Genomic DNA, 25021 nt, shown 5'->3' with positions numbered 1-25021 from the left:
CCGGCATGCTGACCGAAAGGCTCGATCTGCGCACGGGAGACACGCCGTGGGATGACGCAACCTGGAACATGCCCGCCGCGGACGACCTGCCGCGGTCGGGCTGCGACGTGGCCATCGTCGGCAGCGGGATCACGGGTGCGATCCTGGCTGAGCGGCTGTCTGCCGATGGCCACTCGGTCGTCGTGCTCGATCGGCGGTCGCCCGGCCTCGGAAGTACCGCCGCTTCGACCGCGCAGATCATGTGGGCCATGGACGTTCCGCTATCCGAGCTGGCCGACCGTCTGGGCGAAGCGGAAGCGACGCGACGGTGGACACGCGTGCACGAGGCGGTCGCGCGCTTCGGCGAGCGGCTCGATCGCCTGCAAATCGACAGTGGACGGCTGGCATGTCCCACGGTCTATCTCGAGGGACCAGAACTCGACGCGGCGGGCCTCGAACGCGAGGCGGCGCTGCACGGTCGGAATGGCCTGCCAAGCCGTTTTCTCGACGCGCGGGCGACGGCCGAGCGTTTCGACATTGAACCCCGGGCTTCGATCGTGTCCGCCGATGGCTTCGCACTGGATCCGGTCAAGACCTGCCGCGGTCTTCTCGAACGCGCTCGCCAGCGCGGCGCGGTCCTCTGCTACCCGCAAAACGTGGCGAGTATCGCGCGGACGTCGGCGGGCGCCTGTGTGTCACTCGAAGGCGGAGCAGAGATCGTGGCGCGCCACGTCGTTCTGGCGACCGGCTACGAAAAGGCCGAGCTTTTCCTTCCTCCGGCATTCAAGCTGATCTCGACCTTCGTTATCGCGACGGCGCCCGGAGTGGCACCACTCTGGCGCGAAAACGCGATGATATGGGAAGCTGCCGATCCCTATCTCTATGTGCGGGCGGATGCGGATGGCCGCATCATCGCCGGTGGCGAGGACGAAGACCTTTGCGATCCGCTGCGTCGCGATGAACTACTCCCGACGAAGGCAGGGCTCATCACTGCCAAGCTTCAAGCCCTGCTCGGGGGGCACGAGATTACCGTCGACCGGACCTGGGCCGCGACTTTCGGCACGTCACCCGATGGCCTTCCCGCGATCGGCAAGGCAGCGAACATGGAAAATGTGTGGCTTGCCGCTGGCTTCGGCGGAAACGGAATCGCCTTTTCCGCCTTGGCATCTGAACTGCTTTCGGCCGCGCTGGGCGGCAAGCGCGACCCTGACGAGGCTTGTTTCGATCCCTATCGGTTCTGAGCCGGAGATAACACGGAGTTTCCTCGTGAAACCGCGCTCGGTCGCAGAGCAATTGCGCGCACCGCTGTTCTCTACGTCAGCGCCGGAAGCGCCTGCCATGTTACCGCCAGCAGACTGAGCAAGGCGCCGCCCGTGGCTACGGATCGACGCCAGACGGAAAAGGCATCGTCGCGGGGCAGGTGTCGAACGTAGTGTAGCAGCCACAGATCGGCGACCAGGCAGGCCAGGGTCAGCACCACAACGCGCCACGGTGCGGGCGCGATCTCGGCCAGCGCATAGAGCCCGAAGAAATGCGCTGTCCAGACGATCAGGCCGCCGAGCAGAATGAACCAGGTTGTCATGCGCCTATCGCGCGGGAGAAGATCGTGCCGACCAGGCCCTGCGCGCCCGTGTAGCCGACGAACAGGCAGGTGAGGTCGAGGGTGTTGTTACGCGTTGCGCTGATCAGCCCTTTCACTGCGCGCCAACCGAGATAGGCCGCCATCAGCATCGCGATTGCGCCGACCATCGCTTGCAGGCAGAGGATCGCGTTGACTGCGGCGCTCTGACCGCTGGTATCGGGAGGAAGAAGCGCGAACCACGCGCTCGCGTCGAGCCAGGTCAGCCCGAGTGTTGCGAGGGCGCCGAGCAGCACGGGGATCGACGCCCAGCTTTTTCCGCCGAGATGGAGGCGCCGCGTCGCCCAGGCCGCCAGCATGACGCCTGCGTAGCCTGCCACTATTCCCATGCCCTCGGTCAGCGGCAGAGGCTTGGTCCAGAAGCTCGGCTGATTTCCCCAAAGGAAGGCGAGACTGAACAGCGCCATGGCGAAGATCATGCCCATCACGATCATGAGGATCACCATAGCCCACCAGCCGTGGCTGCTCGGCCCGGTGACATAGGTCGGCACCCGGATGCCCGCGCCGATATCGACATGCGGCTGATCGACCGGCCGGTCGGTGTCCCACAGCCAGCGCAGGACGGCCACGGTCGCCAGTGCGCCGCTGACCCAAGCGAACATGTAGGCCTGAACCGTCAGCGCGAGGAAGAAGCCCGCGGTGAAGATCGCCGCGGCGAAAGGCCAGGGCGAGGGCCCCGGCATCATCTGCAGATATTGCGGTTCGGCCAGAAGCGGGCTGGTGACGATCGTCTCGCGCCGGCCGGTGGCCGAATTGGGCAGGAAGTAGCGGCCCTGCTCGACATCGTCCGACAGGTCGGGATTGTCCCACAGCGGTTCGCGGCTTTTCACCACGGGGATCGATCGCGTCGAGAACAGCTCGGTCGGCAACCATTCGAGCGTGCCGGCGCCATAGGTGTTGCCCGCGTTGCCGCCGCCCGGAGCGAGGCGGAACCGGCGCGCCATGTCGATCAGGAACAGCAGCACGCCCAGCGCCAGCATGAAGGCGCCGATCGTCGAGATCAGGTTGGGCAGGTCCCAGCCGCTGCCCGGCAGATAGGTGTAGACCCGCCGCGGCATGCCCATGAGGCCCGCCAGATGCATGGGCATGAAGGCGACGTTCATGCCCACGAACATCAGCCCGAACACCCATTTGCCCCACCGTTCCGACAGTGCGGAACGGCTGACCATCGGCGTCCAGTAGTACATTGCCGCGAACAGCGGGAAGACCATGCCGCCGATCAGGACGTAGTGGAGATGCGCGACGATGAAATAGGTGTCGTGGGCCTGCCAATCGAACGGCACGAGCGCGACCATGACGCCGGTCAGTCCGCCCGTGACGAAGATCACGACGCTGCCCATGGCGAAGAGCCCCGGCGTGTTGAACCGCGGTTTGCCGATCGCGAAGGTCGCGATCCACGAGAAGACCTGGATGCCCGCCGGCATCGAGACCGCCATCGATGCCGCCGAAAAGAAGCCGGAGGTCATCGGCGGCAGCCCGGTGGCGAACATGTGATGCGCCCAGACGCCGAAGCTGATGAACCCGGTGGCGATCATGGCGAGGACGATCAGCCGGTAGCCGACCAGTTCGGTGCGTGCGATCGTAGGAATGATCATGCTCATCATTCCCGCGGCGGGCAGGAAGATGATGTAGACCTCGGGATGGCCGAAGAACCAGAACAGGTGTTGCCACAGCAGCGGATCGCCGCCGCGCGTCGCGTCGAAGAACGGCCAGTTGAAGGCGCGCTCGATCTCGAGCAGCAGGGTCGCGAGGATCACGCTGGGAAAGGCGATGACGATCATCACCGCGAAGACCAGCATGGCCCAGGCGAAGATAGGCATCTTGTCGAGGCTCATTCCCGGCGCGCGCGTCCGCAGAACGCCGACGATGATCTCGATCGCGCCGGCAATCGCGCTGATCTCGATGAAGCCGATGCCCAGCAACCAGAAATCGGTGTTGATCCCGGGCGAATAGCTCTTCGAGGTCAGCGGCGGATACATGAACCAGCCGCCGTCGGGGGCGAGCCCGACGAACAGCGAGGCAAAGAAGGCGAGGCCGCCCACGGCGTAGGCCCAGAAGGCATAGGCCGACAGGCGCGGGAAGGGCAGATCGCGCGCAGCGAGCATCTGCGGCAGCAGCAGCACGCCCGCGGCCTCGACCATCGGCACGGCGAAGAGGAACATCATCACCGTGCCGTGCATGGTGAAGACCTGGTTGTAGGTCGCCTGTGGCAGCACGTCCATCAACGGTGCGGCGAGCTGGACGCGCATCACCAGCGCCAGCACGCCGGCGAGCAGGAAGAACAGGAAGGCCGTGCCGAGGTAGTAGATCCCGACGTAGTTGTTGTTGACGACGGTCAGGTATTCCCAGCCCTTGGGCGCGCACCAGATGCGCCGGAGCTGAGGCTCCTCGTGCTTCGGCCGTTCGCCCTGCGTCGGGAAGCGGTCGTAGAGCGCGGGGTCGAAGCCCGTCTCGGACCTCACTTCAAGCTTTCCATGTAGGTCGCGAGCGTGGCCAGTTCCTCGGGCGAAAGCTGCTTGTAGTTCGGCATGCGATTGCCCGGCTTGAGCGACTGGCTGTCGGCGATCCAGCCCATCAAGGTGCCGCGGTTGTTGGGCAGGATGCCCGCGCCCAGCGTACGGCGCGAACCGACATGGCTGAGATCGGGGCCGGCGAGACCGTTGGCCTCCGTCCCCGCGATCGTGTGGCATGCGGCGCACCCGCTCGATCGGAAGAGTTCCGCGCCCGGCTGCGTCTTGGGTGCGGGCGGAGCGCGTCGGCTCGCCTGCCAGCGTGCGAAGGTCTCGGGCGGGTGTGCGACGACCGCGAAGCCCATCAGCGCATGCGGGCCGCCGCAGTATTCGGCGCACTGGCCACCATAGGTGCCGGGCTTGTCCGCCTGGATGCGCAGCAGGTTGGTGCGGCCGGGAATCATGTCCATCTTGCCGGCGAGGTTTGGTATCCAGAAGCTGTGGATCACATCGGCGGAATCGAGTTCGAGCAGCACGCTTTGCCCGACCGGGACGTGCAGCTCGTTGGCGTCGCGGATCACCGTACGCCCTGCATCGTCGAGATAGGCCACGCGCCACCACCACATTTCGCCGGTGATGCGCACGCGCATCTCGCCAGCGCGCGGACCGGTCGCCTGGAGATCGTCGGTCAGCCGCAAACCCCAGATCAGCAGCGCGGTCAGCATCACTCCGGGAAAAGCGACGCCGCCGAGCCAGATCGCGCGGTCGCCGCCGAGCCGGCGGCGCAGCGACGGCTTGCCCCATAGCGCCACGGCGAGAGCCGCCAGGACGACGATCAGTACCACGGCTCCGCCGATCAGCAGCGCCCAGGCGAGCAGCGCCACGGGCTGGGCAAAGGGGCCGCCCGCGTCGAGCACGGGTGGCGGCCATCCGCTCAGCACGGAGGTCAGGCCGGCTTCAACGCGCATTTGCGGATTGCGGGGCAGAATGCAGAAAAGCGGCGATGTCCGCGGCGTCGCGCGCGCTCATCGGCTGGCGCGGCATGGCCGTTTCGGAGGGATCGAGCAGGAAATCGGCGAGGCGGTCGGGCCGATTGGCATAACGGCCGGCGATCGCGGCGCGATGGCGGAAGTTTTCGAGCGATGGTCCGCTGGTGCCCGCGGGCCAGATGCCCGGAATGACGTGGCAAGCGCCGCAACCGAGGCGCTCGGCCGCGACGCGTCCACGCGCGGCGGCTTCGGCACCGGCCGGATTAGGGGCTATGCCGACATTCTCGCAACCGGTTAGCAGCAATGCCGCGATAAAGGCGATACGCACCCCCATTTCTCTGTCGTGCCTCCGATCGTGGAACCGCCCGGCGCCGCAACTGTTCCGATGGCGTGCCCAAGTCCGCCTCCTTTCTGCTTTTGGCTGCGATCCTGGGCGGCTGCGCCGATGCCGGCGGCGGCAATCCGGCCTTTACCGCGAGCGGCGAAGTCATCGCGTTGAGCGGCGGCGACGGCGGTCCGACCCATGCCTGCGCGTCGTGTCATGGTCTGAAGGGCGAGGGCGACGGCAGGCTGGTTCCGCGCCTCGCCGGGCTCGACGCCGGCTACCTCCATCGCCAGCTCGACGACTATGCCAACGGTCGGCGAGAACATGCCGAGATGCGTGCGATTGTCCGCGGGCTCGACCTCGACGATCGCGGCAAGGTCTCCGCCTACTACGCGACGCTTCCCGCCACCGCTTCCGCTCTGCCACGGGTGTCGCCGCTCTATGCCGCGCGCTGTGCAGCATGCCATGGGCCTACCGGCGAGGGGCTTGGACCCGCGAACCCTCCGCTCGCAGGGCAGTCTGCCGCTTACGTCGAGGCGCAGCTTCTCGCCTGGCGCACGGGCAAGCGACGGGGTGACGGAATGGGACAGATGCTCGCCGTCAGCCGCGCGCTGGAGCCGGCCGAGGTGGAGAATCTGGCAGGGCTGCATCACGCAGGCCGGGCCGAGGCTTCCCCGGCTCATCCTCGTCATCGTCGAGCGCCGGCAGCATCCCGATGAGCGTATCGTGCTTGTCCCAAAAGTGGTGCTTGAGCGCGGCGCCGACATGCAGCGGTACCATGACGAGCAGGCACAGCACGAGCAGCGCGTGAATGCCTTCAGCCCAGTCGAGCACGGCCCACTGGATCGCGATCGGCACGTCGTGGAACGGCATCTCGGGCCAAGGTAGGCCCAGCAGATCGAGCGGTGGCGCGCCATCGAGCGCCGACCACATGGCCCAACCGGTCAACGGCAGGCCGAAGAAGCAGATGTAGAACAGCCCGTGCGTCAGATAGGCGAGTTGGGTCTGCCAGCCGAGTCGATCGGCGTCGTTGATCGGTCCCGGCACGATCATCCGCCATACCAAGCGCATGGCGGCCAGAACCAGCATCGCCAGTCCAATCTCGGAATGGATCGCATAGGCATCGAGCTTGTCGCCGCCCACCGGCAGGCGGCTCATGCGCCAGCCCCAGTAGATTTGGAAGACGATCAGCGCCGCCATGATCCAGTGAAACGCGATGCCGACCGGGGAGTATCGACCCTCGGCCGCATGCCGCGCGGCCCATCGGCGGATGGCCTGGATCACGCGCGTGCCGGGCGGGTTGGGTCGCCGATGAGCCGGCTCGCCACCTTGAGGGCCGTTGCGAGGTAGAGCGCGCCGCCGATCACCCACATGATCAGCCCCGCGAGTTGCTGGTCGGCCAGTTGCGAAATACCCCAGGCTTGCGTGGTCACGCTATGCCACGCGTAGAGCGGCGTCGTCGTAAAGGTGAGCAGCGCGCCGAGCAGGCCCATCTGTACCATCGTGGCAAGCAGGCCAGCGATTGCGAGCGGCGGTGCGGCACCGCGCACCGCGCGCCAGAACATCAGTGCCGATCCGAGCAGCGTCGCCTGCATCAGCCAGTAGACCGCGTCGCTCGCAAGCGCCTGAGCGTAGATCGGCGGCGCGTGCCAGAGCCAGAAGGCAAGGGCATGGACCGCCGCCCAGCGCGGCACCGATCCGCCCGCGCGCGGAAGCGCCAGCGCAAGCAATGGCGCAGCCACGCCCGCGAGGATCACGTGATGGGCCACACGCGCAGCGAAAAGCGCAGAGCCGAGCGCACAGAGCGGAGACACGAAGACCGCGGCCAGAATCGCGATTCCGGCCGCCCATGGCGTCATGCGCAGTCCCAGACTTCGCCCGACCCAGATCGCTACGATCAGGCCCGCGATCACGAGGGGATCGAGATTCCAGCGCTCCCAGAGCTCAGCTGGCAGTGGCGCCGCGCCGCAATAGGGGAGAGCAGCACTCACCCGCGCGCGATTCTGACGGGAACCGACTTGCCCGCGGGAACATGGCTCTCGTCGGCATGATGCTCGATCGGAATGAGGACGTTGGCCTCGGGATAATAGGCACCGAGGCAGCCGCGCGGAATGTCGTAGGGCGTCACGATCAGCCCTTCACGCCGTCGCCGCACGCCGTCGCCGGCGTCGCTCTCCAGCGCGACGATCTCGCCTTCGGTCAGATCTTCGGCGAGCATGTCCGCGACGTTCATGAACAGCACGTCGCGTGTGCCTTTCACGCCGCGAAAGCGGTCGTGATAGCCGTAGATCGTGGTGTTGAACTGGTCGTTCGAGCGCAGGGTGATGAGGCGGAAGCGCTTGTCGGCGTCCTCGAACCCGGCGGCGTTCAGCGACTTGGGCGTGAAGAACTCGGCCTTGCCGCTTTCCGTCAGCCAGATGCGCTCGGCCGCCTTGTTGCCTTTCCAGAAGCCGCCAGGGGTGAAGAGCCGCGCGTTGTAGTCGGGAAAGATCTCGGGATAGGTTTCTTCGATAGCTTCGCGGATCAGGCCGTAGTCGGCGGTCCAGGCATCCCAGTCGACCTTGGGATTGGCAGGAAGGAGCCTTTTGGCGAGCGCGGCGACGATCGCCGGTTCGGAGAGCAGGTGCTCGCTGGCGGGCGCGATCTTGCCGCGCGAGCCGTGGATGCAACTCGTCGAATCCTCGACCGACACGGCCTGCGGCCCACTGGCCTGCACGTCGCGCTCTATGCGGCCGAGGCAGGGGAGCAGGTAGGTCACCTTGCCGGGAAACAGATGATTGCGGTTGAGCTTGGTGGCGATCTGGACCGACACTTCAAGGTTCGGCCACGCCCTCTCCATCGCCTCGGTCTCGGGTACGGCGCGCAGGAAGTTGCCGCCGAGCCCGACAAAGGCCTTCACCGATCCGTCGATCACGCCGCGGCAGGTCTCGACCGTATCGAGCCCTTTCTCGCGCGGGGCGGAAAAACCGTACTGTTGCTCGAGCCTTTCGATCGGAACCAGTTCGGTCTTCTCGGTGATGCCGACGGTGCGTTGGCCCTGGACATTGGAATGGCCGCGGACGGGCATCGGCCCGGCGCCGGGCTTGCCGATGTTTCCGCGCAGCAGCAGCAGGTTCACCAGCATGCGGACGTTGTCGACGCCCTTGACGTGCTGGGTCAGGCCCATGCCGTAGATTGCCATGACCGCCTTGGCATCGGCATAGACCTGCGCGGCTTCCTCGATGGCGCTGCGCGACAAAGCGGATTCCTTCTCGATCGTCTTCCAGGTCGTCGAACGGACGAGCGCGACGAAATCCTCGAAACCCTTGGTGTGCTGGTCGATGAAATCGTGGTCGAGCACGGGTGGGGCACCGGCAGCCGAGGCCGCATCGTCCCATTCGATCAGGAATTTCGCCATGCCCATGATGGCAGCGATGTCACCCCCGGCCTTGAGCTGGTGATACTGGGTAGAGATGTCCGTCTCGCGCAGTGTCGTCATCTCGATCGGGTTCTGCGGGTCGGTGAAGCGTTCGAGGCCGCGCTCGCGCAGGGGGTTGAACGTTACGATCTCGACCCCTCGCTTGCGGCAGCTGCGCAGGTTGTGGAGCATTCGGGGCGCGTTGGAGCCGGTGTTGTGGCCGAAGAAGAACAGCGCGTCGGCGTGATCGAAGTCTTCGAGCCGGGTCGTTCCCACGGGCACGCCGATCGCCGCCTTTAGGCCGACCGACGTGGACTCATGGCACATGTTCGAGCTGTCGGGCAGATTCTGGTTGCCGAACATCCGCGCCATCAGCCCGTACATGTAGGAGGCCTCGAGGCTCGTTCGGCCCGACGAGTAGAAGGCCACTGCCTTCGGCGAAATCGGCCGCAGGGCTTCGCCGATCGCCGCAAAGGCCTCGTCCCAGGAGATGGCCTCGTATCGATCGGTCTCGCGATTGTAGCATAGCGGATGGGTCAGCCGCCCGTGCTGCTCGAGGTCGTAGTCGCTCCAGCCGCGCAGCGCTGTCAGCGTGTGCTCTTGGAAGAACGCGGGCGTGGTCCGCAGCGTCGTCAGCTCCCAGGCGGTCGCTTTCGCGCCTTCCTCGCAGAATTCGGCTGGATGCGCGTCTGCCGGCTTGGGCCAAGCGCAGCTCACGCAAGCGAAGCCTTCTGTCTTGTTCTGCCGTGCGAGCTGCGCCAGTGCCACGGGCCCGAGCCGTTCGCGCGGCAGAATGTCGGCGAGCGAGCGCACCGATCCCCAGCCCCCGGCGGGACCTTCGAATGGTTTGACCCGGCCCTTGCGCGGCGCGGTCATGCCGGGAAGACCGGCGAGAGCAGCGAATCGGACCGGGCCAGAACCCGTAGGTCGAGCCCGGCTTCGCGGGCCCGCGCCAGCGCCAGACTGGTTGGCGCGGAGATTGTCACGAGCATCGGGCACTGGCTGAGCACCGCCTTCTCGACCAGCTCGTAGGAACAGCGCGAGGAGAGCAGCGCGAAGCCGCCGTCCCAGTCGAGCCGCTCCCGCATCATCGCGCCGATCAGCTTGTCGAAGGCGTTGTGCCGGCCGATGTCCTCTCGCACCACGCGGATATGGCCTTCAGCATCGCAGAGAGCGGCAGCATGGACACCGCCGGTCATCCGGTTGAGCGGTTGATGGTCCGGCAATGCACCGAGCGCGCGAAACACGGCCAGGCTCGACGCGTCCGACGCCGCAGTCAGCCGAGGTAGTTCGCGCATTGCCTGCTCGAGATTCTCTACGCCGCACAGACCGCAACTGCTGTCCGAGGTGCGATGGCGCACGCGATCGGTCAGCCGCTCCGCAACGGCAGCGTCGACGGTGACCCGGGCGATATAGCCTGCTTCCAGCCGATAGCAGTCGATGGCGAAGATCTGTCGGGCCGTGGCGGCCAGACGCTCGGCGCGCAGAAAGCCGTAGATCAGGTCGTCTAGATCGAGCGGCGTCGCCATCAGCACGGCATAGCCGAACCCGTTGATCTCGATCGCGACGGGCACCTCCTGCGCGACGTCGCGGTCGAGCCCGGCGCGATCGGTCGAAGCGCTGATACGCTCGAACGCTATGGGCAGATGGCCTGGCACCGCCGCAAGCGGATCACGGGACGAAGTGACGAACGAATGGTCATGTCGCATTCCCGCTGAACGGGCCGCGGACATCTTTGTTTCTTCGAGGATTGGAGGAACCTGCGAGCACGCCCGCCGCTTCCTTTCGGAAACGCCATCGTTGCCGGAGTTCTGAAATGCTCACCCTCCCACCCGTTCCTTATATGCCCGACGTCGAGACCTACCGCGAGGACGAACAAGAGACGGTCGACCAACTCAACGCGACCTTCGATGAGATCCTGGCAAGGACTCACGAAGACTACGGCCACGCGGTCCGCGCAGTGCATGCCAAGGCGCATGCGATCCTCCAGGGCACGTTCACCGTGGAACCGGGTCTGGCGCCCGAGCTGGCGCAGGGGCTTTTCGCTCGACCCGGAGACCACGAAGCCTTTGTCCGGATCTCGACCAATCCTGGCGATATCCTCGACGATGCCATCGCGCTGCCACGTGGCCTTGCGCTGAAGGTGACCGGCGTCGACGGGGCGCGGCTACCGGGCGCCGAAGGCACGGCGCAGGATTTCGTGATGATCAACGGCCCGATCTTCCTTGTGCCGACGGCCAAGAAATTCGCTGGCAACCTCGCGCTGCTCGCCAAAACGACCGACAGGGCAGAAGGCATCAAGGTGGTCTTGTCGAAGGTGCTCCAGGCAGTGAACGGGGCGCTCGGCCTCGTCGGGCTTGACAGTCCGAAGCTTGGGAGCCTCGGCGGCGCGCCACAGGTCGATCCGCTTGGCGAGACGTATTTCAGCGTCACCCCGTTCCGCCACGGCGACTACATTGCCAAATATCGTCTGCGGCCGATCAGCGCATCTCTCACCGCCCTGACCGGTGAGACGATCGATACCACGAATCGCCGCGATGCGATCCGTGAGGATGTGCGCAAACAGATGGCGGTCATCGATGGCGAGTGGGCATTCGAAGCGCAGCTATGCCGCGACTTGGCCAAGCAGCCGGTCGAAGATCCCAGGGTGGAGTGGAAGGAGGACGATGCCCCCTTCGCCAGGATCGCGACACTGCGCATACCACGCCAGGACAGTTGGGATGCCGACGTGCTGCGACGCGTGAACGAAGAGATGCGCTTTAGCGTTTGGACGGGGATCGTTGCGCACCAGCCGTTGGGAGATATCAATCGCGCGCGAAAGGATACCTATCGCCACTCCGCGGCCTTCCGCGAGACGGCGAACCGTTGCCCGATTCATGAACCCTCAGGTTAGGAGAACCTGAAGTTCCTCGTCGATGATACTTAGCGAAAAACATCCACCGATTTATGCCGAACGGCGTAGCTGCGAGCTCGGCAGATTTCCGAGATCGCGACTACGCCGCCCGCTTTGACAGATTAGGTATCGATCGGTCTTTACGGGACTCTAGGACCACGTCCGAAGAGGAAGCCCAGCACGACAAGAACTACCGCAACCAATAGGAAGACCTTTGCGAAATCAGCAGAAAGGCCTGCGACGCCGCCGAAGCCAAGCAGCGCAGCGATCAAGGCGACAACGGCAAAGATAATGGCCCAGCGAAGCATAAGATATCTCCCTTGATGAAAGCTCCGTCATTGCGTTCGACGAGCACCTCAACTCAGAACCTGCCGGCGACCCAAATGTTCCATGACCCGTCACACGGATGCAGTTCCCCGGCGAGGATCGATAAGGTGACTTTGGAACTCGGGAGTCGATAGGGGAGGCCTAAGGCTTATGTTGGGGGCTCGCCGCGCTTGCCCGAGACGCCGGCCTTGAATTCGCTGCGCTTGGAATCGCATGTCATGCCAGGTGGGGCCGAAAATTCCTGCCGGCGCGTCCGTTCGATCCGGCAGCACCGGATGCCGGTCAACGCCAGTCCTCTGGCTCTGGCTCTGATGGTAATGTCCGATCGTTAGTTTCGGCGATTGTCTGAAGCCGTACGTGCGATGAATTTCTGTGCTGTGAGTCAGCGCGAAAGTGTTCCCGCCGTGGTCAGGTCTGCAGGGGACGATGAAGTGCCTAGCCAGACAGTATATTGCCCGGCGGGCGTGACCCATTTTTTCTCGGCTTCGTTCCACACTTCGAGCGGGTGATTGCTGGTTGCGGGATCGATCGTGATGGTCACGATCTTCGAAGTGCCGGGCTTCAATTCAACACGTTGAAAGCCGATCAGCCGCTTGGGAGGCTGCGCTGCGCCAAGCGCGCTCGCGCTCGCGGGCAACGAGATATAGGCCTGCACCACTTCCGCGCCCACGCGCTTGCCCGTGTTCGTTACCCGGGCTTGGGCGCGCCAAATCTTGCGCGCTCGATCGAACGAAAGCGCCTGCCGGCTGACGGTGAAGGTCGTGTAGGAAAGGCCGTGGCCGAAAGGGAAGGCAACACAGGGGTTGCGCCCCGCGCTCGCGGCGCAGTCGCCACTGACGTTCGCATCATACCACCGATAACCCATGGCGAGTTTCTCGGTATATTCGACGGTCGGGGTTTTTCCGTCCGCGCCCGGAATCCCGGGGAATTGCGATGGCGTGACCGTGTCGAGGAAACCCTTGCCCGAATAAGGGAATGTCGTCGGCAATTTGCCGGATGGGCTTCTCAAGCCGAACAGAAGATCGGCAACGATGTTGCCATCTTCTTGCCCCGGAAACCAGGCCTCGAGAATTGAAGGGCCATCCTTGCCGACCAGCGCCGGATCCATTGCGACGCTGGCGTTGTCCTTGAGCACAAGCACCGCCTTGCGCAGCATGTCGGTACCGGAAGTGGACCGCGTGCCAAGCACTGTCTTGATCATCGCAAGGGTCTGACTGTTCTTCGCGAGCACGGCTCTGGGATTCTTGCCGGGATCGACGACCGCGATCACGTCGGAGCGATCGGCATACCAGTCAAGTCCTTGACCTTCTGCGGCCTTGCCGGCGAGCACCTTGCCATCTGCCAGCTGGAACGTGGCGCGATCGGCACCTTCTTCGGAAATCGTTCCAGCCATCAGAACGACGGCATCTGCCTTGGCGGCTTCGGCGAGAACCGCATCGAAGCCCGCGCCGACGCCGTCGATCGTGGCCGTGCGGTTCTCGTCGTCGACGAGAACCAGTCTGACCGCCGCTTCGTCATTGCCCTTGGCCTTCAGCGCGTTGAGAATGCCCTGAACCGGTGTGACGGAATAGTGCGGCACGACGTCTGAACTGCCTCCGCCCGAACCCATAGGCTTACCGGTGAGCGCGCCGCCCGCGACGGCCTGCTGCGCATAGACCTGGCTCGCCTTGCCTATCACGATGATCGAGGCGAGGTCGGTCCGCAGCGGCAGTGTGCCATTGTTCTGCAGCAGCACGGCAGACCGAACGCCGATGTCGCGTGCTCTGGTACCGTGGCCCCGGACGTCCATGGGCTTTTGCACGAGGGGCCTGTCGAAAATACCGGCCTTGAACATCTGCGTGTATCGACGTTCGAGTGCCCGGTCGAAGTCCGCGGTCGCGAGATCGCCTGCGGCAAGCGCCGCGTTGAGGCGGGCGGGCGACCACTGAATAGGTTGGGGCATCTCGTGATCGAGCCCTGCCTTCATCGTGGCAACCGTGCTCTTCATCCCAAAGAAGTCGGGCTGGACGTAACCCGTGAATCCCCAGTCGCCGCGTAGGATGTCCGTTATCATCTCGCGGTTCTCGCAGGAGGATACGGTGTTCACATAGTTGTAGGCGCACATGATCGAGCCGGCCTTGGCATCCTTCACCGTCATTTCGAACGGCAAGAGATAAAGCTCGCGCAGGGTCTGCCGATCGACCGTGGTCCCGATGGTCTGGCGATTGGTCTCCTGTTCGTTGGCGACGAAGTGCTTAGGCATGACGATCAGCCCTCGCGCCTGGATTGCGCGCGTTTCGGCAGTTCCCATGACGCCTGTCAGATAGGGATCCTCGCCGAAATATTCGAAGTTTCGTCCCAAGATCGGCAATCGCGCCAGGTTAAGCCCGGGAGCCTCGAAGACATGAAGCGCAAGCGCGTTCATCTCATTGGCGATGACCTCCCCGTAAGCTGCAGCGATGGCCGGATCAAACGAGGCGGCGACGCCGATTGCCGCGGGGAGCGCGGTGGCCTTGGCCGAGGACGGATGCGTATAGGCGACCGCCATGTTCGCGCCGAAGATGCCCGCCGCTTTTGTGTCCACTACGCTGGGTGACACGCAGTCGTTCTGACCGACGCCGACCGGACCATTGGTGATCCGCAAGGTCGGAATGGAAAGCTCTGAAATGCCTCGTACGTGACGTGCGCCAAAGCAATTGGGAAGCTCGGGCACGATCTCGGGGCGGCTGCCCGTCAACTGCTGCAATTTCTGCTCGGGAGTGAGTGCTGCAACGAGAAGCTTCGCACGACGGTTCGCCAAAGCCTCTTTTGCCGTATCGGTTTTCTCCGCTTTCTGCTGATCGACTAGCTTCCGAGCCATCCACGGTTGCCGGCCGGCTTGGCCGGCACTGTTGGCAGTCGCAGGCAATGCGGTGCCCAGGGCGGCCACGGTGCTGACGGTCACCCCCAATTTCCAGCCTCGGCGCATTGCGACTACCACGAGAACTCTCTCCCAAATTGGCTAGTCCAATTTTTCTATAGGGCTACTGACTGGTGTCAAGCGGATGCGCCGCCCGATAGCGTTGATTCACCTGCCTCCAAAGGCCAGCCGCCTCTCCTTGTTGGCCAAGAAAGGTGAAGATTTTGGGTTGGCCGCTGTTCCTTTACTGGTATGACCAAATAAGATCGCAAAGAGATTTGTTCCGGCCTGCAAAAATGCTGGCGGCCATTGACGGACAACCCTGGGGAGGGCCTGAAATGTTCATGCATGCTACGCATAAGCGCGACGCTCGCGCACGCTGCGCCGGGTCGGCGATCACGATTGCCGTGTCTTTGACTTCGCTGGTGCCGCGGGTCTTCGCGCAGGATCGCGATGATTTGAAGTACCATCACGCAACTGTTGCAAACGGTGCCGCAGTTTGCGTCGTTCAACACGATGCAGGCGCCGTCGGCGGCTCGAACATCGCGCCAAGATTGCCGATGTTCAATGTCAACAAACTTGTCCGCAGAAGCTGCGTTCCGTTCAGCCTTATTTTCCTGCCGATTGAACCGAGCGTTGACCAGGCATCGGGTTGGATGCACCACTTTCGATGCAGCCCGGACGGCCACCAGATCGGTCCGCAGGGCGGATAGCCGGAAAACCGGCACGCTTGGGAGAATGTTGATGGTTGCGGAGCATCTGACGACGTGCCGATTGTGTCCGGCATTTTGCGGTATGACGGTCGAGGTCGACGGCACGACCGTGATCGGCGCGAAGGGCGATCCCGAGCATCCGATCTCTCGCGGATACCTGTGCCCCAAGGGGCGGGGCGTTGCAGCCTTTCACCATCATCCGCAGCGCCTCGATTACCCCAAGGTCGACGGTGGCCAGTCGAGTTGGGAAGCGACGCTCGACGATCTGGCTGCGCGCATGCAATCGATCATCGAGCGGGATGGGGCCGAGGCGATCGGCTACTACACCGCCAGCGGCGGTGCCTATGACAGCGCCGGCCGGCCCTCCATTGGTGCCTTTTTCCGCAAGCTGGGATCAAGCCAGCGCTACTCGGCCGTAACGGTCGATTGTGCGCCAGGGATCAGGGCACAGCAGATAGTTACCGGCGGCCATGCCGAGATCACGCCTGAATGGTTCCCTGACCATCAGGCGCCGAAGCTTGCCATAACGATCGGCAGCAATCCGGTCGTCTCGCATGCGCAGCTCGGGATGATGCTGTCGGATCCGGTCCGCTGGATACGCGACTATCAGGGACTGGGAGGCGAGCTTTGGGTGGTCGATCCGCGGCGTACCGAAACGGCGCGATTTGCCGATCATCATATGGCGATCCGGCCGGGCAGCGATGCGCTCTTGCTGGCCTATTTGTGTCGCGAGTTGCTGGAAGACGGCGTGGATCCGCGCGAACTCGAGCGCCATGTCGCGGCTGAAGACGTCGCCAGCCTGCGCCGTGCGCTAGCGCCGTTCGATCTGGAGATCGTTGCCGGACGCACGGGGATCGACGCGGTACAGATCACCAGTCTTCTTGACGCAATTCGCCGCGCCGGAAAGCTCGTAATCACGATCGGCACGGGCCTTAACTTCACGCCTGACGCCCTGACGACGCAACTGCTACGGTGGGTGATCCTGGTGCTCACGGGGTCGGTCGATCGCGAAGGCGGAATGTGGGTCAACGTCGGCTGGTACGACCAGCTGGAAAAGCGCGAGAATTGGTCAGCGACCCCACAAGGTGAAGTGCCCAGGACCCCGCGCAGCCGGCCGGACCTGCCGATGTGGCTCGGAGAAGTGCCCTGCGGCGCGATGGTCGACGAAATCGAAAGCGGCAACCTCAAGGCGCTGTTCATCAACGGTGGAAGCCCGCTGACGGCCTTTCCCGAACCCGATCGGCTGCGCGATGCCCTGCGCTCGCTCGAGCTGCTGGTGGTGATAGACGTTGTCGCTAACGAGCTCACGGACATGGCGACGCATGTGCTTCCGGCGGCCGCCATGCTCGAACGCAGCGATCTGCCGGGTGGCTGGTCGCAGCACATGGCCTACACGCCGCAGGTCGTGCCGCTGGGCGGCGATCGGCGCAAGACCTGGTGGATGTTCGCGGAGCTCGGTCGCCGGCTCGGCTTCGAGGTGATCGACGGGCTCGATCCGCAGACCGCGACCGACGACGAGGTTCTGACGGCATTTGCCGCATCGGGGCGCCGGCCCCCCGCCGAGCTGTTCGCGGCGGGCCCGCGCGGCATTGTCCTGCCGAGGATCTACGACTGGGTGCATGACCGCGTCCTGCCCGGCGGCAAATGGCAGATCGCCCCGTCCGCCCTGCTCGATCGGCTGCCCGATCTGCTGAGACCGGCTGAGCCGACAGCCAGTCTGGTACTCGTCAGCGGGCGCGAACTGCACAATCACAATCGCATGGCCTATGGTCGTTATGGCCACAAACGGTTCGACGCCGACCAGTTGCCGTGCATAGGCATCCATCCGGACGATGCAGCGCAGAACGGTGTCGGCGAGGGTGATACCGTCACGCTAAAAGGGGATTGCGGTAGCCTGTCTGGCACATTGCGCATCGACCGCGGCCTCCGTCCTGGAACGCTCCATCTCACGCATGGCTGGCTCGGGCGTAACGTGTGTCGTCTGGTCAGCAGCGAGATCGATCCGCAGACGGGCCAGCCGGTGATGATGTCCGCCATCCCCGTAGAAATCGCGGCTGCATCATGACGCAGGCTCATGCCGCGCGCGAGCAGACTGGCGCGGTGACGGTGCCGACCTTGTGCCGGCTTTGCCCAGCCCACTGCGGCGTTCTGGCGACGGTCGAGGATGGTCGGATCACAGAGGTCAGGGGCGATCCCGACAATCCTCTGTTCCAGGGCTACACTTGTCCCAAGGGGCGCGCCTTGCCCGAACTGCACAACAGCCCGCTGCGGCTGTTGGCGAGCCAGAAACGGCAGGCGGATGGTGCGTTCGCGCCCATCGGCGTAGATCAGGCGATGGACGAAATAGCTGCCCGACTTCGCGCAATCGTTGCGCAGTACGGCCCGCGCAGCGTCGCCATTTACACCGGTACTAGCGGCCAATCCTATCCCGGCGGCGCGAACATGGCTGCCGCGCTGTTACAGGCGATCGGATCGCCGATGTTCTTCACGCCCAATCCCATCGATTCTCCGGGCAAGCAGATAGCGGCTTCGGCCCATGGCAACTGGTTGGCGGGCGACCTACCGTTCGCCGGGGCAGATACCTGGCTCCTGGTGGGAATGAACCCCGTCATCTCCAAGGCCAACGGCGTACCGTTCAACAATCCCGCGCAGCGCCTGAAGGAAGAGGTGGCGCGCGGTATGAAGCTCATCGTCATCGACCCGCGCCGAACCGAGACCGCCAAGCGCGCCGCTATCCACCTGCAGCCCCGGCCCGGCGAGGATCCGACTATCCTGGCCGGGCTCATTCATGTCATCATCGCCGAAGGCCTCGTCGACCGGGAATTCATTGACGGTGAGGTCGACGGCTTCGATGCGCTAGCCGCGCAGGTCGCGGACTTCACGCCCGAATATGTCGCGCGTCGCGCAGAGGTTCCAGCCGATCAGGTGACCGCCGCAGCCCGTCTTTTCGCGACCCGTCGTGGCGGCATGGCCAACTGCGGCACCGGGCCGAATTTTTCGCAGCATGGCAATCTCACCGAGTACCTTGCGCTGTGCCTTGCCACCATTTGCGGTCGCTGGCCGCGCGCAGGCGACCCCGTCCACCGCCCCAATGCCCTCCTGCCGGCCTATACCGCTCGCGCGCAAGCCTCGGGCCCATTCCAGGGATGGGGCTATGGCACGAAGCTGCGCGTACGCGATCTGACCGACGCCGCTTGCGGCCTGCCAACCGCCGCGCTTGCCGACGAAATCCTGCTCGAAGGGGACGGTCAGGTGCGTGCGCTCATCTGCAACGGCTCCAACCCCATGGCGGCATGGCCCGATCAACGACGGACCCAGCAGGCGATGGAAAAGCTCGATCTGCTCGTCTGTCTCGACGTCGAGATGGCGCTCACCGCACGGCTCGCCGACTACGTCATCGCGACCAAGATGACGCTCGAAACTCCGGGAATGACCCAGCGCGTCGAGGCGCTCAAATACTACACCATCGGCATCGGCTATCCCAAGCCCTATGCGCAATATAGCCCGCGCATCGTCGCCCCGCCGCCCGATTCCGATCTCATCGAGGAATGGGAATTCTACAACGGTGTCGCCAAGCGTATGGGACTCGGCCTGACCATGGGCATCAAGTACGGCTTCGGACGGTTCGACGAGGCGCCGCCGACGATCATCGACATGGCGAAGAGCGACAATCTGACGACTGAGGGCCTGTACGAGAAGATCTGCGAGAAGGGACGGTTCACGCTAGATGAAGTGCGGCGCCATCCGCATGGCCACATCTTCGAGGTCAATGAGACGGTCGCGCCCAAGGATCCGGACTGCAGGGAAAGGTTGGACGTCGGAAACGCCCACATGATGGGAGAACTCGCCCAAGTGCGCGCCTTCGAGTTCCAGACCGAGCACGCAGATCAAGCCTATCCGTTTCGCTTGATCTCGCGCCGTTCGAACAATTTTCTGAACTCGGCGGGGCGCAGGCTTCCGGGAGAAAAGCTCACACGCGGCAAGGCGTATAATCCGCTCTTCATGCATCCACAGGATTTGACCGAACTCGGGCTACAAGCAGGTGACACGGTGACCATCACCTCGCGCCACGATCGCATCCCTAGCATCGTCGAACCCGACGAAACGATGCGGCGAAAGGTGATTGCGATGTATCATTGCTTTGGCGGCCTGGTGGAGGAGGACGACGGCTTCGAGACCCACGGTAGCAATGTCGGTCGATTGACGCCCGCAGACAGGCAATACGACGCCATCAGCGGCATTCCCCGCATGAGCAACATTGCCGTGTCTGTGTCGCGGGGGTGGAGCAAAGATGTTTGACAGCTATTGGTCGGGGAGCTGCCCTTGTGGCCGATTGTCGGGCCGGGGAAACTGCCGCGACATAGCTGTCGCTCGAACCATCAGATGCGTTCCCTGAAAACGCCACTCGTTCGGATATGCTTCAGGCGTAAAGCAATCCTCGCGCTCTTGTCCTGCTAATGGATGGGCGATGGCTAGACCGGCGCGCTGTTGCGCCTTAAGACCACAGGTGAACGCGAGGGGGCAATCGTGCGTCTGTTGTCTACGATTATAGAGAATTTTCGGTCCTACAGGGAACGTACCAAGCTGAATATCGGCGACTTCACAGCAATAATGGGGCGCAACGATGTTGGGAAAAGCACACTTCTTGAAGCGCTCGAAATATTTTTCAATAACCAGCTCGTAAAGATCGAGCAAAACGATACTTGTGTCCATAGTGAAGGGTCGGTGGTCGAAATTAGCTGCATTTTTGATGACCTGCCGGAAGAGCTGACACTCGATGCTCGCTAAGTTACATCGTTGGCGGCAGAGTGTCTTTTGAACGCTGACGGAAAGCTCGAAATCGTCAAGCGTTTCGATTGTCGCACCAAAACGCCTAAGGACGAAGTCTGCGCGCGAGCCAATTATCCAACTGCCGAGCCTCTCGCGGACCTTCTAAAACTTAAGAATAACGATTTGAAGGCCCGCGCACGCGATGTGGGCGTTGACTTGGAAGAAGTCGATCAACGCTCGAATGCCGCGCTTCGGACGGCCATTCGCGCTACTGTCGGTGATGGCAATCGCACCGAGCGCCTGATTTCGCTCTCGGAAGAAGACGGAAAGAAGGTCTGGGATCAGCTTCAGAAAAGTCTTCCTGCGTTTGCGCTTTTTCAAGCTGATCGCCCCAGCAAGGATGATGACCCGGAAGTTGCTGACCCGATGAAGATCGCTGTGGCCGCCGCCGTTCGCGAGGTCGAAGCCGATCTTGAGCTAATCAAGCAACGGGTTCAGCGCAGCGCAATGGAAGTCGCCGAGCGCACGCTGGCTAAGCTGCGCGAAATGGACCCCAACCTCGCCCAGCAACTCACGCCGTCATTCAAGGCCGAACCCAAATGGGACGGCTTCAAGCTCAGTCTGACGGGCGATGACCAGATTCCAATCAATAAGCGGGGCAGTGGCGTGCGCCGCCTTATCCTGCTCAATTTCTTTCGCGCCGAGGCCGAGCGGCGCCGGCAGGGTATCAACAGCCAACGCGTAATCTACGCTATCGAGGAGCCAGAAAGTTCCCAGCATCCTGACAATCAAATCATGTTGGTCCGGGCACTGCTGGCCCTGAGCGAAGATCCGAAAACGCAGGTGCTGATGACAACGCATGTGCCAGCCATTGCAGGCCTCGTGCCTGTGGAATGCATTCGATTTGTCAGCCGCAATGCCGAAGGCGCGCCGCAAGTTGAAGAGGGCAACGATGGTGTGCTCGAAGCCGTAGCGAAGGGCCTAGGCATCTATCCGGACAAACGCGCGCAGGTCGCGGTCTTCGTCGAGGGACCGCATGATGTCTCCTTCCTGTCATGCGCGTCGAAACTGTATTGCGAGAACGGTCATACCCTGGTGAATCTCGCTAGCGACCACCGCATCGCATTCGTCCCCACCGAGGGCGGCAATCTAAAGCACTGGGTTGACCGCCGATACATCCAGAACGCGGGAATGATTGAGGTTCACATCTACGATCGCGACACCCAAGCCAATCCGAAGTATGCCCGCCACGTCGATGCCGTGAATGATCGGGGGACGCACGACGTCGCGTTCCTGACGGCGCGGCGGGAGATGGAGAACTACCTTCATCCCGATTGCATAGCGGCGGAGTATCAGCCTGATTTTGACGTTGTGGTCGCAATCGACGATTGGTGCGATGTACCCGAGCTGGTCGCGGCGAGTGTTCACAATGCGAGTGGAGCACCTAATCCATGGAATCAGTTGCCCGAGGAAAAGCGCCAGGAAAAGGCGTCGAGAGCTAAAGCCAGGCTCAATGGCGGCGCGGCGGCCCGCATGACTATCGATCAACTCCGCCAGTCCGATCAAAACTCTGAAATACTCGGCTGGCTCAATGCCGTCGCTGAAAGGCTGCGCTGAGGGATGCTTCTCGATAGTATGCCGATATCCGCCCAAGGGACGCTGACCGATTACGCCTTGCATACACTCGGTTGGAAATCGTTCCAGGATTTGTGCGTCGCGGTCGCCCAGGAGTGCCTCAAACGTCCCATCGAATCGTTTCTTCCGTCGAGAGACGGGGGTCGGGATGGAGCCTTTTTAGGCCGGTGGCAGGACGGGTCGGCTACGGGAAAGTCGACGATCCAATGCAAATTTACCAGCAAGCCCAATGCCACGCTTTCGCTCGCCGCCGTAAAATCCGAACTGACTAAGGCCAAACGCCTTACGACGAAAGGTTTGGCAGAAGATTATGTGCTTCTGACGAATTGCGGTATCTCCGGTGACAGGGAGGCAGAGATTGCCGCAGCTTTCGAGGCTGTCGGTGTAAAAAAGTGCCTGCTGCTCGGGCGCGACTGGATCACCCAGCAAATCAGGGAATCCTCACGTCTGCGCGTGATGGTCCCGAGGGTCTACGGCCTCGGCGACCTATCTGAAATTCTAGATGAGCGCGCCTATTCGCAATCACGCGCACTGCTTAGCGCGTTGGGCGACGACCTTGCATGCTTCGTCGTGACCGACGCGCATCGGCAAAGCGTTGAGGCGCTGCTCAACCACAGCTTCGTGCTGCTCCTGGGCGATCCCGCGTCCGGGAAGTCCACCATTGCGGCCAGTCTTGCCTTGGGAGCGCTTGATCATTGGCGGGCTCCGACCATAAGGTTGACCAGTCCCGAAGACCTTCAACGCCATTGGAATCCACAAGCGCCGGAGCAGTTTTTTTGGGTCGATGACGCATTCGGCGCGACGCAATATCAGCGTCACATTGCCGACGCGTGGAATCGCCAACTACCATTGATGAGCGCAGCAGTTCGCAAGGGCGCGCGCTTTTTGCTTACGTCACGAACCTATATTTGGCGCGCTGCACATCGTGATCTAAAGACTAGCGCTTTTCCCCTGTTCGACAAATCGCAGGTGGTCATTAACGTTCAAGGATTGGAGATCGCCGAGAAGGCGCAGATTCTCTATAATCACATCAAACGGGGCGATCAGCCCACGTCCTTCAAAAAGGCCATCAAGCCTCATTTGGCGACACTGGCCGAGGATGAGGAGTTCTTGCCTGAGACGGCGCGACGCCTCGGATGGAGCTTTTTCACCGAGAACGTCATCCCCAGCCGAGAGGGATTGCTTGATTTTATCAGGCGCCCCGTCGATTTTCTGCGCGACGTGCTGCGCAACCTCGATCGTAGCGAAGCGGCGGCGGTCGCACTTGTGTTCATGCATGGCGGGCAACTTCCATCGCCCATTGACGTGGATGATCGCATCACCCTCATCACCGAACTTCTCGGAGTAGCCGCCGCCGATATCCGCATGGCCTTGGACTCGCTGCGCGGTAGCCTCGTGTTGCTGGTGGAAACGCCGGATGGGCCGAGATGGACCTTCAAACATCCGACGATTGGGGACGCTTACGCATCGCTGGTTGCTGATTCGCCGGAACTCACCGAAATCTACTTACGTGGTGCTAAGCTTGAACGTCTGCTGGAAGAGGTGGTGTGTGGTGATATCCGGCTCCGGGGAGCCAGTGTCCAGGTCGGACCTTCGCTCTATCCCGCCTTGCTGAAGCGGCTGCTTGTTCATCGGTTCGACTACCGTATCCGCTATTTCCTCGGTCAACGCAGCGATGACGCGTTTTTGAAGCTTTTTGCCGAGCAAAGGCCGGAAATCCTCGACATGAAGCCGGGAGTTTTCATGGCTTACTCCTCCGAGAACCGTGTGCTTGCCAAGTTACACTCCGCGGGATTGCTGCCCGAGGAAAAGCGGCTCGCCCTTGTCGCAGAGATTGTCGATAACACGGTCACGTATCAGGATGGCGGTGCATTTCGGGATGAGTCCTTGCGCTCATTGATGACTAAAGAGGAGTTCGCAGAGCTGCTTGGCCGGATCAGAGCAGAGGTTCTCAAAGGCTTTGACTCCCATGTTTCAGACTGGAAATCGAATTGCAGCGACGACGATCCAGACAGCCATTTCGATGAGCTGAAAAGCTTCCTGGACAGCGTAGAACGAGCTCTTCCGGAAGCCGATCCCGATCTCAAAAAAATTGAATCGGGCCGGCGTGCCATCAGTCGGGCTATCGACGATATTAACGAATCCCGAGACGCCGATGCTGATATGCGAGTTGAGACCCCGTTGGGCAAATCGGAGGGCATGAAGTCCGGGATCGCGACAATTTTTGACGACGTAGACGAATAGCGCGTTTCTGCGATTCGTTATGCGGACAATTGATCCCTCATTGCTCTATGTTCTGCTAAGCGCCATTTTACCTAGCTACGCCCCGCGCGGAAATCGTTGACGAAGGCCGAGCCGCCGGGGAAGCCACACCCGGTTTTCCGAACGGAAGGTACGCCGACCCGATCGAATGCCGGATATCCCGTTTCCGCATCCTCAAAGCTGCCGTTCCGGATCGTCCAACTTAGCGCCCTGCGATTTCGGCAATTCTTTCTTCGCAAACTTCGCCAACGATATCCCTCAAACGTTTCACGAACGTGTAGAGCGCGTCGAGGTCTTCCAGCGATATCTTATAATTGGGCGAGTAGCGCGCGTCGACGTAGGCCCGCTTCAAAAGTTCGAACCGCCTGCGGTCAAGCTTCGTATCGCGAGGCCAAGCCTCAGCTAGGCGCAGGTTCTTCCCCTCGGAAAGTGAGCGCAAGAATTTGATGTTGTGAGATTTCGGGAAGTAGAATGTGGATGTCAGCAGAAAACAGGCATAGATGGTCTCAGCTGCCTGATGAAGGCTAAAGGCCGCCTTATTGAGCCACTTTCCTTTGTCCCCTTTGGCCATGGCGTCTCGGGTCCATTCCAGCCACTCGGCAGATGACTCCCGATACTCTTGGTAGTAACGCTCGGCCATTCGCGCTGCGTCGAACTTTGACAGCGGCTTTGGAGCTGCCAGAGGGTGGTGAGGGAGCTCGTAGAGCACGATGCCGTCGCGCACTATGTCGGCCCAGAAGTACTCGCCGCGCTGGAGCGCCTGA

Annotated in this window: 18 protein-coding genes and 1 pseudogene; 8 read left to right on the top strand and 11 right to left on the bottom strand. The window is 62.7% G+C overall.

Features of this window, described 5'->3' with window-relative positions:
- The first annotated feature begins 5 nt into the window (after positions 1-5).
- On the top strand, positions 6-1220 hold the full coding sequence (locus WG901_RS19895) for an NAD(P)/FAD-dependent oxidoreductase (RefSeq protein WP_339588870.1): 1215 nt from the start codon (positions 6-8) through the stop codon (positions 1218-1220).
- A 71-nt stretch (positions 1221-1291) separates the two neighbouring features.
- Here the strand turns inward: WG901_RS19895 and WG901_RS19890 are convergent, their stop codons facing one another.
- The 4 genes from WG901_RS19890 to WG901_RS19875 are packed head-to-tail and all read right to left on the bottom strand — an operon-like array spanning position 1292 to position 5391.
- Entirely contained in the window at positions 1292-1561 is a 270-nt protein-coding gene (locus WG901_RS19890; RefSeq protein ID WP_339588869.1) for a hypothetical protein, read from the bottom strand.
- Positions 1558-4080 carry a cbb3-type cytochrome c oxidase subunit I gene (locus tag WG901_RS19885; RefSeq protein WP_339588868.1) on the bottom strand — a complete coding sequence of 841 codons (2523 nt, stop codon included), beginning with the start codon at positions 4078-4080 and terminating at the stop codon, positions 1558-1560. The genes WG901_RS19890 and WG901_RS19885 overlap by 4 nt, the downstream gene beginning before the upstream one ends.
- The gene (gene coxB, locus WG901_RS19880) at positions 4077-5036 is read right to left on the bottom strand and encodes a cytochrome c oxidase subunit II (protein ID WP_339588867.1); all 960 of its coding nucleotides are present in this window, start codon (positions 5034-5036) and stop codon (positions 4077-4079) included. The genes WG901_RS19885 and coxB overlap by 4 nt, the downstream gene beginning before the upstream one ends.
- Positions 5026-5391 carry a c-type cytochrome gene (locus WG901_RS19875; protein WP_339588866.1) on the bottom strand — a complete coding sequence of 122 codons (366 nt, stop codon included), beginning with the start codon at positions 5389-5391 and terminating at the stop codon, positions 5026-5028. The genes coxB and WG901_RS19875 overlap by 11 nt, the downstream gene beginning before the upstream one ends.
- 56 nt (positions 5392-5447) lie before the next feature.
- On the opposite strand from WG901_RS19875, the gene WG901_RS19870 reads away from it, so the two are divergent.
- Positions 5448-6101 (top strand): c-type cytochrome, encoded by a 654-nt coding sequence (locus tag WG901_RS19870; protein WP_339588865.1) that lies wholly within the window; start codon positions 5448-5450, stop codon positions 6099-6101.
- On the opposite strand, the gene WG901_RS19865 is transcribed toward WG901_RS19870, so the two are convergent.
- From WG901_RS19865 to fdhD, 4 genes are all read right to left on the bottom strand, one after another.
- On the bottom strand, positions 5983-6582 hold the full coding sequence (locus tag WG901_RS19865) for a cytochrome b (protein ID WP_339588864.1): 600 nt from the start codon (positions 6580-6582) through the stop codon (positions 5983-5985). The genes WG901_RS19870 and WG901_RS19865 overlap by 119 nt on opposite strands.
- An 80-nt stretch (positions 6583-6662) precedes the next feature.
- A complete protein-coding gene (locus WG901_RS19860) occupies positions 6663-7373 on the bottom strand; it encodes a cytochrome c oxidase assembly protein (RefSeq protein ID WP_339588863.1) in 711 nt (236 codons plus the stop codon).
- Positions 7370-9655, bottom strand: coding sequence for an FdhF/YdeP family oxidoreductase (locus WG901_RS19855; RefSeq protein ID WP_339588862.1), 2286 nt, complete (start codon positions 9653-9655; stop codon positions 7370-7372). Before WG901_RS19855 ends, WG901_RS19860 begins: the two co-directional genes overlap by 4 nt.
- Positions 9652-10512 carry a formate dehydrogenase accessory sulfurtransferase FdhD gene (fdhD, locus tag WG901_RS19850; RefSeq protein WP_339588861.1) on the bottom strand — a complete coding sequence of 287 codons (861 nt, stop codon included), beginning with the start codon at positions 10510-10512 and terminating at the stop codon, positions 9652-9654. Before fdhD ends, WG901_RS19855 begins: the two co-directional genes overlap by 4 nt.
- Positions 10513-10595: 83 nt before the next feature.
- Here fdhD and WG901_RS19845 point away from each other — a divergent pair, with 83 nt between their 5' ends.
- On the top strand, positions 10596-11672 hold the full coding sequence (locus tag WG901_RS19845; protein WP_339588860.1) for a catalase family protein: 1077 nt from the start codon (positions 10596-10598) through the stop codon (positions 11670-11672).
- Positions 11673-11812: 140 nt separating this feature from the next.
- On the opposite strand, the gene WG901_RS19840 is transcribed toward WG901_RS19845, so the two are convergent.
- Together WG901_RS19840 and WG901_RS19835 are read right to left on the bottom strand one after the other, a co-directional pair.
- On the bottom strand, positions 11813-11980 hold the full coding sequence (locus WG901_RS19840) for a DUF1328 domain-containing protein (protein WP_339588859.1): 168 nt from the start codon (positions 11978-11980) through the stop codon (positions 11813-11815).
- A gap of 401 nt (positions 11981-12381) precedes the next feature.
- Positions 12382-14922, bottom strand: a complete 2541-nt coding sequence (locus tag WG901_RS19835) for a beta-glucosidase family protein (RefSeq protein ID WP_339588858.1) — start codon at positions 14920-14922, stop codon at positions 12382-12384.
- A 170-nt stretch (positions 14923-15092) separates the two neighbouring features.
- Here WG901_RS19835 and WG901_RS19830 point away from each other — a divergent pair, with 170 nt between their 5' ends.
- The 5 genes and pseudogenes from WG901_RS19830 to WG901_RS19810 all read left to right on the top strand — a co-directional run bounded on the left by WG901_RS19830 (position 15093) and on the right by WG901_RS19810 (position 24239).
- Entirely contained in the window at positions 15093-15590 is a 498-nt protein-coding gene (locus WG901_RS19830) for a hypothetical protein (RefSeq protein ID WP_339588857.1), read from the top strand.
- Positions 15591-15615: 25 nt separating this feature from the next.
- Positions 15616-17655 carry a molybdopterin-containing oxidoreductase family protein gene (locus tag WG901_RS19825; protein WP_339588856.1) on the top strand — a complete coding sequence of 680 codons (2040 nt, stop codon included), beginning with the start codon at positions 15616-15618 and terminating at the stop codon, positions 17653-17655.
- A complete protein-coding gene (locus tag WG901_RS19820; protein WP_339588855.1) occupies positions 17652-19889 on the top strand; it encodes a molybdopterin-containing oxidoreductase family protein in 2238 nt (745 codons plus the stop codon). Before WG901_RS19825 ends, WG901_RS19820 begins: the two co-directional genes overlap by 4 nt.
- A 228-nt stretch (positions 19890-20117) precedes the next feature.
- Positions 20118-21977: pseudogene (locus WG901_RS19815) on the top strand (ATP-binding protein).
- Positions 21978-21980: 3 nt separating this feature from the next.
- The gene (locus WG901_RS19810) at positions 21981-24239 is read left to right on the top strand and encodes an nSTAND3 domain-containing NTPase (protein ID WP_339588854.1); all 2259 of its coding nucleotides are present in this window, start codon (positions 21981-21983) and stop codon (positions 24237-24239) included.
- A 220-nt stretch (positions 24240-24459) separates the two neighbouring features.
- Here WG901_RS19810 and WG901_RS19805 read toward each other — a convergent pair.
- Positions 24460-25021: HEPN domain-containing protein (locus WG901_RS19805; RefSeq protein WP_339588853.1), on the bottom strand; the 562-nt coding region annotated here is incomplete at its 5' end.

Origin of the sequence: Novosphingobium anseongense, from assembly GCF_037482895.1 — a bacterium.
In the GTDB taxonomy this organism is placed as follows: Bacteria; Pseudomonadota; Alphaproteobacteria; order Sphingomonadales; family Sphingomonadaceae; genus Novosphingobium; species Novosphingobium anseongense.
This window is presented reverse-complemented; position numbering and strand designations above follow the sequence as displayed.